At 43.1% G+C, this 15391-nt stretch carries 14 protein-coding genes; 2 read left to right on the top strand and 12 right to left on the bottom strand.

The features are described 5' to 3' along the window. The first annotated feature begins 224 nt into the window (after positions 1–224). Positions 225–1454, top strand: coding sequence for a peptidase T (gene pepT, locus EDD59_RS05700; RefSeq protein ID WP_132379819.1), 1230 nt, complete (start codon positions 225–227; stop codon positions 1452–1454). 43 nt (positions 1455–1497) lie between these two features. Here pepT and EDD59_RS05695 read toward each other — a convergent pair whose 3' ends face one another. The 5 genes from EDD59_RS05695 to EDD59_RS05675 all read right to left on the bottom strand — a co-directional run bounded on the left by EDD59_RS05695 (position 1498) and on the right by EDD59_RS05675 (position 4918). After that, positions 1498–2352 (bottom strand): YitT family protein, encoded by an 855-nt coding sequence (locus EDD59_RS05695; RefSeq protein WP_132379817.1) that lies wholly within the window; start codon positions 2350–2352, stop codon positions 1498–1500. A 196-nt stretch (positions 2353–2548) separates the two neighbouring features. Next, positions 2549–2971, bottom strand: coding sequence for a bacteriohemerythrin (locus tag EDD59_RS05690; RefSeq protein ID WP_132379815.1), 423 nt, complete (start codon positions 2969–2971; stop codon positions 2549–2551). Between the two features lie 12 nt (positions 2972–2983). Further along, positions 2984–3820, bottom strand: coding sequence for an NAD(+) diphosphatase (nudC, locus tag EDD59_RS05685; RefSeq protein ID WP_132379812.1), 837 nt, complete (start codon positions 3818–3820; stop codon positions 2984–2986). Beyond that, positions 3817–4323, bottom strand: coding sequence for a signal peptidase II (locus EDD59_RS05680; RefSeq protein ID WP_132379810.1), 507 nt, complete (start codon positions 4321–4323; stop codon positions 3817–3819). Before EDD59_RS05680 ends, nudC begins: the two co-directional genes overlap by 4 nt. Before the next feature lie 10 nt (positions 4324–4333). After that, positions 4334–4918 carry a zinc ribbon domain-containing protein gene (locus tag EDD59_RS05675; protein ID WP_132379808.1) on the bottom strand — a complete coding sequence of 195 codons (585 nt, stop codon included), beginning with the start codon at positions 4916–4918 and terminating at the stop codon, positions 4334–4336. Positions 4919–5084: 166 nt separating this feature from the next. On the opposite strand from EDD59_RS05675, the gene EDD59_RS05670 reads away from it, so the two are divergent. Further along, positions 5085–6794, top strand: coding sequence for a S8 family peptidase (locus EDD59_RS05670; protein ID WP_132379806.1), 1710 nt, complete (start codon positions 5085–5087; stop codon positions 6792–6794). Positions 6795–6884: 90 nt separating this feature from the next. Here the strand turns inward: EDD59_RS05670 and EDD59_RS05665 are convergent, their stop codons facing one another. The 7 genes from EDD59_RS05665 to EDD59_RS05635 are packed head-to-tail and all read right to left on the bottom strand — an operon-like array spanning position 6885 to position 15227. Further along, complete coding sequence (locus EDD59_RS05665; protein WP_132379804.1) at positions 6885–8492, bottom strand: response regulator transcription factor; 1608 nt, start codon at positions 8490–8492, stop codon at positions 6885–6887. 60 nt (positions 8493–8552) lie between these two features. Then, positions 8553–9638, bottom strand: coding sequence for an alcohol dehydrogenase catalytic domain-containing protein (locus EDD59_RS05660; RefSeq protein WP_132379802.1), 1086 nt, complete (start codon positions 9636–9638; stop codon positions 8553–8555). A gap of 34 nt (positions 9639–9672) precedes the next feature. Next, complete coding sequence (locus EDD59_RS05655) at positions 9673–10803, bottom strand: ABC transporter ATP-binding protein (RefSeq protein WP_132379800.1); 1131 nt, start codon at positions 10801–10803, stop codon at positions 9673–9675. Between the two features lies 1 nt (position 10804). Continuing rightward, positions 10805–11950, bottom strand: a complete 1146-nt coding sequence (locus EDD59_RS05650) for an ABC transporter ATP-binding protein (RefSeq protein ID WP_132379798.1) — start codon at positions 11948–11950, stop codon at positions 10805–10807. Positions 11951–11963: 13 nt separating this feature from the next. Further along, positions 11964–12824: a carbohydrate ABC transporter permease gene (locus tag EDD59_RS05645; RefSeq protein ID WP_132379796.1), complete on the bottom strand. Its 861-nt coding sequence runs from the start codon at positions 12822–12824 to the stop codon at positions 11964–11966. A 10-nt stretch (positions 12825–12834) separates the two neighbouring features. After that, positions 12835–13764 carry a carbohydrate ABC transporter permease gene (locus EDD59_RS05640; protein ID WP_132379794.1) on the bottom strand — a complete coding sequence of 310 codons (930 nt, stop codon included), beginning with the start codon at positions 13762–13764 and terminating at the stop codon, positions 12835–12837. A 23-nt stretch (positions 13765–13787) separates the two neighbouring features. Continuing rightward, on the bottom strand, positions 13788–15227 hold the full coding sequence (locus EDD59_RS05635; protein ID WP_132379792.1) for an ABC transporter substrate-binding protein: 1440 nt from the start codon (positions 15225–15227) through the stop codon (positions 13788–13790). Positions 15228–15391 lie beyond the last annotated feature (164 nt).

Raw genomic sequence — 15391 nt, 5'->3', positions numbered from 1 at the left:
ATACACTTCCTTATCACTTCAATGATGTAGGGTCCCAAGGTCATGCTTTTTCATGCAAGCATGAAACGCATGGCCTTTTGACCCTGGTATCACTTCAATGAATGTAGTGTAACAGGCAAATATGTAGTTTTTATGTGGATTTGTAAAAAAGCTCCGGATTGTATTTCCAGACACGTTCTGCTAAGATAGAAGAAAAACATTTTGAAAAGAAGGGATATGTCATTATGAGAGCTTATGAAAGACTTTTAAAGTATGTTGTTGTACGCACACCGAGTGATGAGAACAGTGAAAGTGTCCCATCCTCCTCATGCCAGTTTGATCTGGCACATCTGCTGGTTCAGGAACTCAAAGACCTTGGGGTGTCTGATGCAAGAGTCGACGAGCAGTGCTATGTATATGCCCATATTCCTGCCACACCGGGTTACGAGGACAAGATAAAGTTAGGGTTTATCGCCCATATGGACACAGTATCAGATTTCTGTGACCACGATATTGTTCCTGTTGTGACGGAAAATTATGACGGAAAAGATTTCGTATTGGGGGCAAGCGGGCGCACCATTAGCACAAATGCTTTCAAACACCTGCCGAATCTAAAGGGACGCACATTGATCACCAGCGACGGAACTACTATTTTAGGTGCAGATGACAAGGCGGGAATTGCAGAGATTATAACAATGATTCAATGTCTGAAAGAGGAAAACATTTCTCACGGACCGCTATCTGTCGCATTCACCCCGGACGAGGAGATCGGCACCGGTGCCTCTCATTTTAATGTGGAGGAATTTGGGGCAGATTATGGTTACACATTGGACGGAGACACAGAAGGTGAAATCCAGTTTGAGAACTTCAATGCATGCAAAGCTGATTTTGAAATTGAAGGAGTTAACGTACATCCCGGCTCCAGCAAGGATACAATGGTAAACGCAAGCCTGGTTGCCATGGAAATCAACTCCATGCTTCCCTCCGGTGATACGCCAAGGGATACAGAAGGCTATGAAGGCTTCTATCATCTGGTAAACATGTCCGGTGAAGTAGGACATGCTGAACTGCACTATATTGTCCGGGACCACGATGCAGCTACATTTGAAGTCCGCCAGCAGACGCTGCGGCATATAGAAAAACTGATAAATGAAAAATGGGGCAAAGGTACAGTCAAATTGACCATCACCCAGCAGTACCGCAATATGTCCGAGATTATAGCCGAATGTATGCACCTGATTGAAAATGCCAAAAAAGCTTGTGAAAATGCCGGTGTAACCCCGCTGGTGGAGGCAATCCGGGGCGGCACGGACGGATCCCAGCTAAGCTTCAAGGGACTCCCCTGTCCAAATCTAGGCACAGGCGGCCACGGATATCACGGTCCTTACGAGCACATCACTGCCGAAGGAATGGACGCTGCTGCGAAAGTGGCACTTGAACTGGTAAAAATATATGCTGATAAAGTGAAAGCATAGAGATGTATTGTTTTGAAGCCGTGGGGGTTTTCATGGGAAGGATTCAGGCATCCTTAAATCCCTCCCCCACCACTTCATTAGATTCCATAATCACTGTAAATGCTAAAGGATCCACTTCTTTCACCATTTTGCGGATTGCATACATCTGCTTGTTGCTGCAGGCACACATGACGACTTCTTTTTCTATGCCGGAGTAACTTCCCTTGCCTTTCAGCAGTGTAGAGCCTCTTCCCGAATATTGGTCTATCTTATCCGCAACCTCCTGACCTTTCGTTGTGACAATCAGGGTCATCTTGCCGGAATCGATACCATACATTATTTTATCCATCACAAACGACAGCAAATAGGTAATGACAAAGCCATAGATTGTTCCGTCCACATCCCTGAAAATCAGTCCGCCGATTGCAACAACAACCGCATCTGTAATAAAGACGATCTTTCCCAATGTCAGATGAGGACGCTTTACTTTAATTGCAACTGTAATGAAATCCATCCCCCCTGTAGAAGAATTATTCATAAAAATCAACGCGTATCCCAGGCCGGAAAATATTCCGGTACACAGCGCTGCCAGCATTCTGCTGCCTGTATAGACAGGAAAGAGGGGCGCCACATAATCGATAATTAAAGAAGTAATAATCACCGTCCTCACAGAACGTACAAAAAAATCCTTTCCCAGCGTTTTATAGCATGCAAGTGCTATAGGCACGTTTAAAAGCATGCTCACCCAGCCAATGGGGAACCCAAATAAGCGGTAAAATATCAGCGCGATACCGGAAATCCCGGCCAGCGGAAAGGCCGCATTTGCCGCGAAATTATATACACCAATACCTATCAAAATTCCTCCCAGCACATCAATAAAAATATCGTATATTAGTTTTTTCAAATTGAATTTTCCCATCTGTCCCACCTCTTTCAAAGACTTACATAACCAGACTGTAGCTTAACTATAGCTTTCCCCAATTAGGCACAAAAAAAGCACCGACAAATTATAGGTCTCACCTGCCTGAACTTTTTTAAGTTCAATAAGATATAATTCGCATGTGCTCTTCTCTATTTCCTAGTCTAATTCAACTTTTTCCTTTTGTCAACACTATTTACAGCCGTTCACTGTTGACTGCTATAAATTTATATTCTGCCACAGAACGGTCAAAACTCTTTATATGGCCGTAAAGCCACTCTATCACATTCTTATTGACCTGCTCCACAAAAGCATTGGAAGGACCTTCTTCCTCTTCCAGCATCTCATAAAGCTCTTTCACAACGTTTCTCAACTTTTCATGTTCCTTTTTGTGCTCCTTAATACCCGGATATTCTATGTCTTCCTGAAGCTTTTCTTCTGCAGAGAAATGAAAGTCTGTGTAATCTGCAAGGTAATCTAACATCTTAACTGCTGTCAGTTTATCATTTCCGTTCTCGCAGCTGTCCAGCAGCTTATTAATTTTATCAAACAGTTCTTTATGCTGGGAATCGATGGTTTCATTTCCGGTTACCAGCGTTTCATCAAATATAGCTCTCATGCTATTACCCTCCTATATTTCGCCATTTTTGAACTTTATAATCATTTCATTCGTCAGGCTGTCCCTAGATGGTACCACAGGTATGTCCTCCCTGTCAAACCATTCTGCCAACGCCAGTTCATCTTCCTCTAACGTTATGGCATCTTCCCCATCCAGGTCGCAGTAAAACCCCATAAGTATTGTTTCGCTGAAAGACCACGGCTGGCTTCTGTAGTATCGGATATTCTTCACCTTAAGACCTACTTCTTCCATTACTTCTCTTTTCACGGTCTCTTCCAGCATCTCGCCTATCTCGACAAAACCTGCAATCAGGGCATAGTTCCTGTATACCCTGCCGGCATATTTTGACATCAAAATTCTGTTGCCATCTAATACGCCAATTATCACAGCAGGGCTGATTTTCGGATACACCATGTTGCCACATTTCCGACAGTGCATCATTCGTTCCTTCTTATCCTTATGCATCGAACACCCACAACGCCCGCAGTATTTATTATCCCTGTACCAGCTGTAAAGCTGATATCCAGTTATCCCCGCAAACGCCCGGTACTGGGGATCTGCCCTCCGAAAAATTTCAGTATTTTCCAATGTAAAAGGGGACATTCGCTCCGCATCAACTTCCCCTAAGAGATAGTATCTCTCCCCGTCTACGGAAAATAAATAGGTATAGTCTCTGTAAATCTCCTTATTTAAATCCCCCAGATCTTTAAATCTGGGGAACTCTATCCCCTCTGCCGTGTTCTTCAACAACACCGTGTGTTCCTCAAAATATAATGCGATACTGTCTTTGTCCGGCGGGGTGGGGATATACTCATTTCTATATAGATGTGGTTCTATTTCCTGAATCATAATTTATCTTTTTGCTTTCCTTTCTTGGCTTCTTTTTTCTTAGAAGGAAGCAGGGAAGACAGCATCATGAAGAGGCTTCCCGCCCCAATAAAAAGGTCGCCGAGATTGTAAGTGATTTCTGTAACTTTTTTCCATTTTGTCTGAAATCCCACATAGTCAATGACATGTCCCCGAATCCATCTGTCAATGGTATTGCTCCAGGCCCCGGCCACCATGAGAGACAGACCTGCTTTTTTCAGATACTTCCCTTTCCTCAGTAATGTAATAAGCTGATAAATGGTAAGCAAAACCGCGGCAAATGCTGAGGATATCTTTACAAATTCAGGATTATCCTCAAACAGATTCAGGCACATGCCCTTATTATATACCTTCCTAATCTTCACCTTACCTTTGCATATAGAGTGCTCTTCTCCCTTTTTCACAGCGCCTTCCACATAGGTTTTCACTGTGATGTCCGTGAGTAACAGACATAGAGTAAGACTCATTAAAACTAAAATACCCATGGGCTTCCCCCTAATCTTCCATGTTCTCTTTTATCTTTTCTTCTGCAGCCGAGACCTTTTCGCAGACATCGTCTGCAGCATCGGACACTTTTTCTTTTACCGTATCAGCGGCATCGGACACTTTTTCCTTTACCTTCTCTGCCGCAGCCTCTGTTTTCTCGCCCGCTTCTTCAGCTGCATCAACAATATGCTCCTTTGCTTCTTTGGCATAATCAGTCTTTTCACTGCTGCTATCAGAAACTTTCTCTCCGCAATATGGACAAAAAGTCATCTCTTTCGCTACAGACTTGCCGCAATTTCTGCATTTCACATCTCCTTTGACTTTAGATATCTGCTGTTCATATTTTTCAATACTCTCTTCTCTGTTCTGGATTGCTTCGCAAATTCCAATCGCTTCCGAATCTACAACTTCACCGTCTTTGTAATGCCGATATATAATTTCCCCCAAACCTATATAAGCACTTTCATTGCCTCTTTCCAGCACCCTTATCTGGTTCCTGATTTTCTGTACCTCTACTGCCTCGCCGGCCTTGTTTGTTACTGTCTCGGCTGTTTCACCTATTTTCTTACCTAAATCTTCAAAAAAAGTACCCATATTTGACTCCCTTCGTATTCATAATTTGAATCTTCCGTCTTTTTGATTTATTACTTATTTATATTATACCCGAATAAATGCTAACTTCAACCATTTTTCTTACAAAGCACATATTTTCCCCTCAATGTGTCATATACATATGATAAAAATAATATGGACGTTTTATATGGAGCCAAATATATGTAAAGAACGTATCTTGTCTGAGGATTACCGTGACTTTATTATTTCCGGAACCCGCCCATTTCCGCTGGCCAATATTATTCCTGATGAATTGGATTTGTGCCAGCAATTTGCCGATTTTGACTATCGCTGTCTCTACCTGGAAAGTGTTCCGATGGGAGAACTCAGCGTGAGTACATTTACCTACAATGCAATTCCAAAATGCTTTGCGCCCTTAAGTATGGATGCTATGAATGAAGCCGGCATCCTCCAGATTCAAAACTATCCCACCCTGCAGCTGAGGGGTGATAATATCATGATAGGCTTTTTGGACACAGGAATTGATTACACAAACCCGATTTTCTTAAATCTGGATGGTACGACTCGTATTGCAGGAATATGGGATCAGACAATCCAGACAGGAACGCCGCCTCCTGACCTTTTATACGGGTCGGAATATACAAGTGATATGATAAATGAAGCACTGGGCTCGGAGGATCCCTTAAGTATTGTTCCTACCACCGATGAGCTGGGGCATGGTACCTTTGTGGCCAGCCTGGCCGCCGGCTCCGGAAATCCCGATGAAGAATTTCTTGGTGCTGCTCCTGACAGTACCATTGCCGTTGTAAAACTCAAACAGGCAAAACAATACCTTCGTGATTTTTATTACATCCCGCAAGACACCACTTGTTTTCAGGAAACTGACCTTTTGCTTGGGTTAAAATATCTAAACGCACTTGCAGAGCGCATGAACATGCCTCTGGTCATATGCATTGCAGTCGGCACTAATATGGGAGGGCATGTCAGTCTCCTTCCTCTTACAAAGACTCTTGAAGATTATGGGGCAGAAATCAATCGAATTCCTGTCATCGGTGTAGGAAATGAAGCTGACAAAAGGCACCACTATTCTTATACAATACCACAAGGCACCGCATCCAATATAGTTGAAATCCGGGTCGGTGAAAATGTAGACGGCTTCATTATGGAACTGTGGACAGATATCCCGAATGTTTTTTCTATTTCGCTTGTTTCTCCTTCAGGGGAGTCCACGTCCACTATTCCCATACAGACAGCGACTACCACTTCCTTCAACTTTATCTTCGAAAGGACACAGGTAACCGTTGATTATGGCCTGATTGTAGAGCGGAGTGCCTCGGAATTGATTTTTTTCCGCTTTAGCGACCCTGCCCCCGGCATTTGGAATCTAATTGTACAGCCAATCCGAACCATCAACGGGTTATTCCATATATGGCTGCCCATAACAGAATTTTTAAGCGGAGAAGTATATTTTCTGAATTCAGACCCCTATTACACTCTGACAGTTCCCGCTAGTGCAAGAAGTGCACTCGTCGTATCCTATTATGACGGCAGCAACGGCAGTATTGCTCTAAGCTCGGGCCGAGGATATACCCGGGATGAATTGATCAATCCCAATGTAGCAGCGCCGGGTATCAACGTAAAGGGAGCACTTCCAGGTGGAACCTATGCAGTCCGTTCCGGCTCCAGCATCTCAACAGGCATTACTGCAGGGGCAGTTGCACTGCTTATACAATGGGCTATTTATCAGCTCGGATTTACCGGACTTGATGCTTATCAGGTGAAAAGCTTGTTAATACTGGGAGCAGTGCGGCCGGCTTCTATGCTGTTTCCAAATAGGGAATGGGGATATGGACTTCTTAATTTATATAACACACTGGAAGAAGCGAGAAACATCTGAAAAATGTCAGAGTTTCCTAATAATGAAAAGGCCCTGGAGTACATTTCCAAGGCCTTTAAATCTCTTGCTATGCTGAAATAATACTTATTGTCAATTTACCGCTGAGTAATGATCTCTATACTCTTTACATTGCATTCCTGTCAGTTCCTTAAATACCTTGCTGAAATAATAAGGACTTCCAAACCCTATTTCCTCCGCAATCTCATAAATTTTGAGATTTGTATCTGTCAGCAGCTTTTTCCCCTTTTCAATCCGATATTGATTCAAATAAGTTACAAAGTTAATTCCCGTTTCCTGCTTGAAAAGCATAGAGAGGTAACTCTTGCTGATTTCTCCATATTGCGCCACATCCTCCAATGTAATGTTGGACGTATAATGTTCCTCCACATAAGCAATTGCCTTTTTCACACTGGCACTATATCCGCTGATTCCTTCACTCATAAAACCTAAAATACCGTTAAAAATATCATGTATGTAAACTTCAGTTTCTCCTACAGAAGTAAGAATATTCCAGTTGTCATAATCCAGCTTGGCTGCAAAATTGTCCGTTATTGGTATATTTAACCTTTCCACGCTGGATTTAGCAATGGACAAGAAATCGATAAAGGTATGCTGCACTCCTGTATAGGCACCCTGTTCCTTTATACAGACAAAAATATCATGTATATAGGCAGCCAGCTCCTGGCTTCTGCCTTCTGTGAGATATTCAAGAATTTTAGAGCTGCTTACATGGGGCCTTACCTCCTTCTTCCTGGCTTCCCCGAATATTTTTTCATAAACAATAAAAGAATGCTCTACGGCAGAGCGCACACCACCGGGCGTTCCCTCCGCCCTGCTGCTGTCAAAAAAACACTGCTGCCTCGCCATTTCCGCTTGCCGCAGAAGACAGGGCAGATGTCCTGCTTTTTCTTTCCGGCTGATTCCGCCTTTTAAGGAAACAGAAAAATAGTATTTCATTTTTTTTCCGATAGAGATACTCTTTTCTATATAAATTTTCTCTGTATCTGCAAGAGAATTTACCGGACAAATCAAAGTTATGTAATAATGCATCTGGTATATAACCTCACTGTACACCACTCCCCAGAACTCATTCTCAACCAGAGAAACCATGGTCTTTGAAAGCATATCTATACTCTGCTCATTCAAAAGCCCAATACCGCAGAAATACTTAATAACCACATATTTATCTGCCCCGAAAAGCCCTTCGGGGGGAGCATCCATTCTGTCTATAGGAATACAGGCGTTAATCTGGGCTTTGGATAAATTGTTGGTCAAATAAGCTTTTCTCGCCTGCTTGTCATCCTGCTGGGATACATGCCTGCTGGTTTGTTCTGCCTTCACTGACTCCAGTGCTGCCAGGAGAGTATCCTCGTTGATTTCACTTTTTAAGAGATACTGGGAGACTCCAAGCTTTATGGCATGTTTCGCATATTGAAAATTCTCATAGTTACTCAGAATAATAAACGAAATGGTTTCGTTTATTTTCTTTGCTTCTGTAATAAATTCCAACCCATCCATCAATGGCATTTTAATATCTACTAATACAATATCCGGCATAGAGGAGCGCACCATTTCCAATGCTTCTTTTCCATTGGAAGCCTCCCCAGCAACTTTATAGCCATTTGATTCCCAGTCAATGGTTGTTTTTAATCCCAAACGTACCAGAAATTCATCATCAACTATTAAAACATGGTGCATACCCGTCCCCCACCGTTTCTCTCATATGACATTTGTCCATAAAACATTTTATAGAAACTATTAAAACACCAATGCTACTTTAAAATCTCCATGCTTTCCTGTCGCGTACTCAAAAGCCTTTTCCCATTCCTCAATTTTGAACTTCCTGGAAACAACGCCTTTTGTTCCTAATTTCTTATTTTCTATATTCTCAATGATAAATGGAAAAGCATATGGGCTCAAATGTGACCCCAGGATATCTAGCTCCTTTCTGTCACCGATAATAGACCAGTCAACTGTAGTAGGGGCGCCAAACACACTGAACTCTACAAAACGTCCCAATTTCCTTATCATGCTAAGTCCCTGGATTACACTGGAGGGATGCCCTGTTGCCTCGATATAAACGTCACATCCATAGCCTTCTGTTAATGTTTCAATTTCTTTTACCACATTAACCTTTCCCGGGTTCCATACAATATCGGCTCCAAATTCCTTTGCTTTTTCCAGGCGCTCATCCACCATGTCCAGCACAATCAGTTTCTTTGGATTCTTCATTCTGGAGTAAGTTACCATGCCCAGACCCAATGTGCCTGCCCCTGAAATCACTACAACATCTTCATTGGTAATATTTCCTCTGTCCACGGCATGCTTGGAGCAGCCATAGGGCTCAATAAGCAGCGCATCCTCAATGGACATGGTGTCCGGAACACGGCTGATCACTGCGGTCTGCGGGTATCTTACATACTCAGCCATTCCACCGTTATTTTCTTTCTGAAATCCAAAGATATTGTGGGGCTGGCACATCCAGTAATGTCCATCTTTACAGAATCTGCACTTTCCACAGGGGACAATCTGATCCGCAATAATTCTATCCCCCAATTCATAACCCTCCACATTTTCTCCAATTTCTACAATATGGCCAAAGAATTCATGCCCCGGAATAAATGGCGGTTTCACCCATGAGGGCTGAACCTCATCTCCCCAGAACATTGCTGCACCATGGTTGCATTTTAAATCCCCCGCACAGATTCCGCAAGCCTCTGTTTTAATTATGATATCATCAGACCCACATTCCGGAGCCGGATACTCATGCTCAAATACATACCTATCTTTGTCATATGCCACCAGTGCCTTCATTGTTTTTGGCGTTTCTCCTTTATTTCTCATACTTACAACCATCCTTTCCTTTATTTAAATGCTATTACACTTTGATCCGCCCTCCTGTCTCAGGATCAAACAGATGTGTTCGTTCTTCGTGAAAAACCAGCTGTACATTCTGTCCTGTTTCATAATAGACATCTTCCGGGGTAGTCATACTCAGCAGCATTTCCCCTACTCTTACCGAAATCCTTCTCTCGTCTCCGAGATTTTCGTATACTGCAACAGGCACCGGCGTGGAGGATACTTCCTCCTCTGCAATCAACACATCCACAGGACGTACCCCAAGTATTACTTTCATTTTATCTTTAACTACCTTATTGTAGCGTTTTGGCACTTCCACCTGGAGTTCGCTGCCTTCAAATGTAAACATATACTTATCCCCCTGTTTTTCGATTACTGAGGGCATTAAGTTCATCGGAGGTTCCCCGATAAAACCAGCTACAAACTCATTTGCAGGATCATCGTATACCTCCAGAGGTGTACCAATCTGCTGTATCTCCCCCTCCTTCATAATAACAATGCGGTCAGCCAGAGACATTGCCTCCATCTGGTCATGGGTTACAATAATCGTGGTACACTTTATCTCATGGTGCATACGCTTGATTTCCTGCCGAAGCTGCTGGCGCATTTTACCGTCCAGGTGGCTTAAAGGTTCATCCAGAAGTAAAAGACCCGGTCTTCTCACAATCGCTCTTGCAATATTGACTCTCTGCTTTTGCCCTCCGGACAATGCAGACGGCTTCATGTCCAGCAGGTCATCGATCTTCATAAGGGGGGCCACGTACTCAATAGCTTTTTTTATTTCATCTTCCTTTTTCTTTTTTGCCCGCATATTAAAAGCCAGATTTTCATAAATGGACAAAGGAGGATATAGGGCATAATCCTCAAACGCCAGCCCTATATTCCTATCCTTTGGCTGTAAATCATTAATGAGCACATCACCTATGTATATCTCACCCGCAGTAATCTTCTCCAATCCTGCCACCATGCGGAGGGTTGTTGATTTTCCACAGCCTGAAGGTCCCAATATTCCGATAAACTCTCCATCTTGACATTCATATGAAACATCTTTTACTGCAAAATCATTTTCCTTTTTCTTTTTCTTTTTAAACATCTTCTTTTTCTGTCCGTCATAACGTTTATACACATTTTTCAATATAAGCTGCGCCATGTTATCCCTCCCTTTTCTCAGCCATATAGCGGGACATGTTATTTCTTATGATAAATTTCTGTGTTTCACCATTAAAATAAATCGCATTCATCATATTGAATTTCACATAAACCTTCTGGTCCAACTCTGCCACAGTATCATTGGGGCAAGTGACAGCTAGTTTTGTATCTCCAATTAACACCGTCATGATTACCTTATTGCCAATCGGCTCATTTGCATATATGGTTCCTTCCAGCCACTCATCCCCGGGTTTTTCAAAAGCAAACTTGATATCATTTCCTCTCATTCCTATGTGTATATCATCCGTATCTGTCTCTTTCAACGCCTGTATAGTATCCTCAGAAGGATATAGTAAAACATCCTGCTCCAACACCTTGACATATACACTGTCTTCCCGGGCATATTTTTTTCCTTCCAGTATGTTAATTTCAGGTTCCCCGAATAAACGGGCCACAAATTCATTACAGGGGGTGTAATACATTTCCTGGGCAGTTCCTGTCTGAACAATTTCACCATGATTAAGAACCCCTATCCTGTCCGCCAGCGACATCGCTTCCATATAATCATGGGTTACATAAATGGTAGTGGAGTTGATGGAGGTCTGCATCTCCTTTAACTCTCCCCTCATGAAATGACGCAGTTTTGCGTCCAGATGAGCCAGCGGTTCATCCATCAGGAATACATTAGGTGTTCTCACCAGGCATCTCCCTAAAGCCACCCTCTGCCGCTGTCCATTGGATAGCTGGCTTGGCTTTCTTTCCAGAAGATGATTGATTTTCATCATCTTTGTTACCTTATCTACTGCTGTTTTTATATAATCTTCATCTTTCTTATATAGCTTGCTGCGCATTGGCGATGCAATATTATCATAAACCGACAGGTTAGGATACAAGGCATAATTCTCAAAAACCATGGATACATTTCTATCTTTAGATTCCACATGGTTTACAATATTGCCGCCAATTTTCACCAGACCTTTTTCGGGAAATTCGGCACCTGCAATCGTTTTTAACAGCGTTGTTTTTCCGGCACCTGCCGGTCCAAACAAGACAAAAAACTCATTGTCCCGGACCGTCAGGCTTACATTATCCAATGCTTTCACATCCCCGAATTGTTTCGTAATGTTTTCAAGTTCTATCTGAGCCATGGTTTTACCTCCGTTATCCCTTCACCGCGCCGAAACTTAAGCCGCGGACTAAGTGTTTCTGAATAAACAATGCCACAATCACTTCCGGAAGTACCGCAATAGTGGAGGCAACAGCCACCTGCCCATAATGCACTGTATCAGAAGCGATATAGCGCAGGGCAGTGATGGTAATTGTTTGAATTTCAAAGCCGCTTAATATCAACGGGAATGTGAAGCTGTTCCATGCAAATATGAAAGCCAGCAGGGCAGAAGCAACCAGTCCGGGTTTGATCAAAGGCACCAGGGTCTTAAAAAACACCTCGTACCACGTATAACCATCCAGCTGCGCCGCCTGTTCCACTTCTATACTGATATCCTCAAAATACCCCCGTACCACCCAGATTAGAAGGGGCATGGTAATAAGCTGATATACCCAGATCAATCCGAAATAAGTATCATATAATCCTATTTTTTGAAAGATTAAGAAAATCGGAAGAATTACCAGGATTTCGGGCGCAAATTTAAAGGATAATATCTGAAATGCCACATCCTCTTTTTTCTTAAAATTATACCTTGCCAGCGCATATGCACAGGGCACCCCTGCAATTACGGTAATAATTACCGCTCCCCCTGCCACTACCAGGTTCTGAAAAAAAGCACGGAAATAGTCGGTTCCTACCAGCACCGCCCTGAAGTTTTCCAGAGTAGGATGGAAAATAAAAACGGTATTGTACATTTGAGCATCTGACTTAAAGGCGCAAACCACCATCCATACCAGCGGAAACAGGGCGAACATGGCAAACAGGGTCAAGCCCAGATTTCTTCCTATGGGTTCCAATATTTTAAATATTTTTTTATTTTTCGAGCTGTCCACCAGCTGTCCCTGATTCTCCATACACCCTCCTTTACTTTCCTGCAGCCTGCTGTGCCAGATGCCTCTGCCGTTTTACCAGGAACTGTGCTGTCTTATTAATGATAAACCACAGAATAAGAAGATAGGGCAAGGCAGCTGCCAGCTTCTGATAGGTAAACCCATTGATGTAACCTGTCAGCGATATATTCATCAAGGTATCTCCGGGTCCGCCCTTTGTCAGGGCATATATAATACCAAACTCCTGCAATGCGGCCATAAGCCTGAATAATAACGCAATATACATAAAAGGCTTTAACATGGGAAACGTCAAGGTCTTGAATGTAAACCAGGCTCCGGCCCCATCCACTGCTGCCGCCTCAAAGGGTGATTTCGGCAAGGACTGAATCCCTGCCAAAACCAACAAAAGCACAAATGGAGTGTTCACCCATGCATCAATCAAAATCGCTGTAAAGAGAGCTGTACTGTGAGATGCCGCCCAGGGGAAATTATAGATTCCAAAGATGTTCAGTACCTTTTCAAGAATCCCCACTGTATTCGACGTCATCAGCTGCCAAATCAGTACCGCAATTGCCGGTGCGACCATCAGTGGAAATGTAAAAAGCACCTTTAATATCCTACTGTATCTGGTATCCTTCCTGAGCAGAAGTGCCACCCCTGTCCCTAAAAGCATCTCGGCAGCTGTGGCAAAGATACCATACCTCAAGGTCACGCCGAGAGCATGATAAAACTCTTTGCCAGTAAACATGTTTATCCAGTTTTTCAGCCCTACAAACCCCCATTTCGGCAAGCGGAAGGAATAATTTGTAAAGGAGAGAAATATTGCAGTGATAAATGGAATCATAATGCCGATCAGTATCAGCAATCCCGGCGCGATAATATAGTACGGACGTCTGCGGATGCGCGCAGGAATCTCATTATAATTGATCCCCCCGCCCGTTTTCTTTGTACTGCTGCCAAACATCTTCCTACCTCCTGTCATAGATATCAATACTGTGACAAATCAATGTCTGAAACAGCTTTATCCATTTTTTCTTTTAGCTGATCCATCCCGTCCTGCACAGAATCATACTTACCTGCAACAATATCCTGGAGTGTAGCCGCCCATTCTGTTGTGGTCTCAAAGAAATAAGGCTGTGGTGTAAATAGAATTGTAGTGTTATCGATGGTTGCATTATATGAGTCAATATACCCTGGCTGCTCATCCATCATAGTCTTAAACTCTTCGGATTCCCATACAGATGTACGTACTGGATCCAGACTGTTCCCTTCGATGGTCGCATACTTTGCAAAATCTTTACCGGTGAAATACATGATGTAATACCATGCGGCACCTTTATTTTTAGATGCAGAGTTCATTGCAACAGACCAGGTCCAGTAGTTAGAAATCTGGGGGTCCCCCTCTTTTCCTACCGGCAGGGGTGCAAAGGCTATATTTCCGGCTTCTTCAGAGGCACCTTTCCAATTTTGATGTACCGGATTATTGTCCGCATCCAGTACCATAGCCGTATTTCCGGTTCCAAGGTCGACACCGCAGTCATACCAGGTGTACTTTGACCAGGAAGAACTTCCTCCGCGTTTGATCATGTCTACAAAAAACTCTGTCATTTCAACTGCCTCCGGAGAATTTACTTTAGAAACCAGCTTATCACCTTCGATTTCAAAGTCTTTTGCCCCAAATGCAGCAAACATACTCATATATGCCGGATGGATGGTTCCCCAGTCCCGTGCGCCTCTGACTGCCACAGCATAGGAATTCTCCCCATTCCAGCCCTGAAGCTTATCACAGACATCCAGGAGTTCGTCATATGTCTTCGGAATTTCCAGGCCCTTATCTTCAAATGCCTTCTTATTGTACGCCATTGTATATACCTCAAATGCAAGTGGAAGCGCCAGCTGCTGCCCTGTACCGACTGCCTCTCCCGGTACGCCTGACCATTTCAGCGCATTTACCGCACTCTGTACAAAATCGTCATAGTCATAATCGGGACTGACCATAGACGGATCCTCCAGATATGTATTCAAATCTTCCACATACCCCGCTGCGGAATAATCCCAAAGCTGATATGCCCCCGACATAAAGAGATCCGGGCTTCCTGACCCGCTGGCCAGTGAGGTGGATACCTTGTCAAAATAGTTGCTTTCCGGTGTAATAGAATACTCTACATGAATTCCGGTAAGATCTTCAAATTCTTCCAATTTATTTACCATTGCTTCCGAGGCCGTATGCTGCACCATCTGAATCTCAATGGTAGTACCTTCATATTTTTTCCAGTCAAATTCACCGCCTGTGTCCGCTGATTTTTCTTTGTCAGCCCCATCGTCCTTAGATGAGGCACCGCTGCCGCCGCAGCCTGCCAGCATACCTGCCGTCATTACAGTTGCCATTGCCACTGCGAACATACGCTTAAACCGTTTGTTTCTCATACTTCATAACCCTCCTTAACTCCTTCATAAAGTGACTTTTCCATATCAATGCATTGAACTCAAATTTATTATAGACATATTTTATACATATCTAAATGCAGGATTTATCTAAAATTAACAATTTATTATTACTTTGTTAATTTCTTTTGGAGGCTTTAAATAAA

It is taken from the genome of Muricomes intestini, assembly GCF_004346165.1.
In the GTDB taxonomy this organism is placed as follows: Bacteria; Bacillota; Clostridia; order Lachnospirales; family Lachnospiraceae; genus Muricomes; species Muricomes intestini.
This window is presented reverse-complemented; position numbering and strand designations above follow the sequence as displayed.

Coding starts and splice junctions, on each gene's coding strand:
- nudC (WP_132379812.1), bottom strand. CDS start 3,820: ATGATTCAGGAAATAGAACCACATCTATATAGAAATGAGTATATCCCC.
- pepT (WP_132379819.1), top strand. CDS start 225: ATGAGAGCTTATGAAAGACTTTTAAAGTATGTTGTTGTACGCACACCG.
- EDD59_RS05660 (WP_132379802.1), bottom strand. CDS start 9,638: ATGAGAAATAAAGGAGAAACGCCAAAAACAATGAAGGCACTGGTGGCA.
- EDD59_RS05680 (WP_132379810.1), bottom strand. CDS start 4,323: ATGGGTATTTTAGTTTTAATGAGTCTTACTCTATGTCTGTTACTCACG.
- EDD59_RS05695 (WP_132379817.1), bottom strand. CDS start 2,352: ATGGGAAAATTCAATTTGAAAAAACTAATATACGATATTTTTATTGAT.
- EDD59_RS05690 (WP_132379815.1), bottom strand. CDS start 2,971: ATGAGAGCTATATTTGATGAAACGCTGGTAACCGGAAATGAAACCATC.
- EDD59_RS05640 (WP_132379794.1), bottom strand. CDS start 13,764: ATGTTTGGCAGCAGTACAAAGAAAACGGGCGGGGGGATCAATTATAAT.
- EDD59_RS05670 (WP_132379806.1), top strand. CDS start 5,085: ATGGAGCCAAATATATGTAAAGAACGTATCTTGTCTGAGGATTACCGT.
- EDD59_RS05665 (WP_132379804.1), bottom strand. CDS start 8,492: ATGCACCATGTTTTAATAGTTGATGATGAATTTCTGGTACGTTTGGGA.
- EDD59_RS05650 (WP_132379798.1), bottom strand. CDS start 11,950: ATGGCTCAGATAGAACTTGAAAACATTACGAAACAATTCGGGGATGTG.
- EDD59_RS05655 (WP_132379800.1), bottom strand. CDS start 10,803: ATGGCGCAGCTTATATTGAAAAATGTGTATAAACGTTATGACGGACAG.
- EDD59_RS05675 (WP_132379808.1), bottom strand. CDS start 4,918: ATGGGTACTTTTTTTGAAGATTTAGGTAAGAAAATAGGTGAAACAGCC.
- EDD59_RS05635 (WP_132379792.1), bottom strand. CDS start 15,227: ATGAGAAACAAACGGTTTAAGCGTATGTTCGCAGTGGCAATGGCAACT.
- EDD59_RS05645 (WP_132379796.1), bottom strand. CDS start 12,824: ATGGAGAATCAGGGACAGCTGGTGGACAGCTCGAAAAATAAAAAAATA.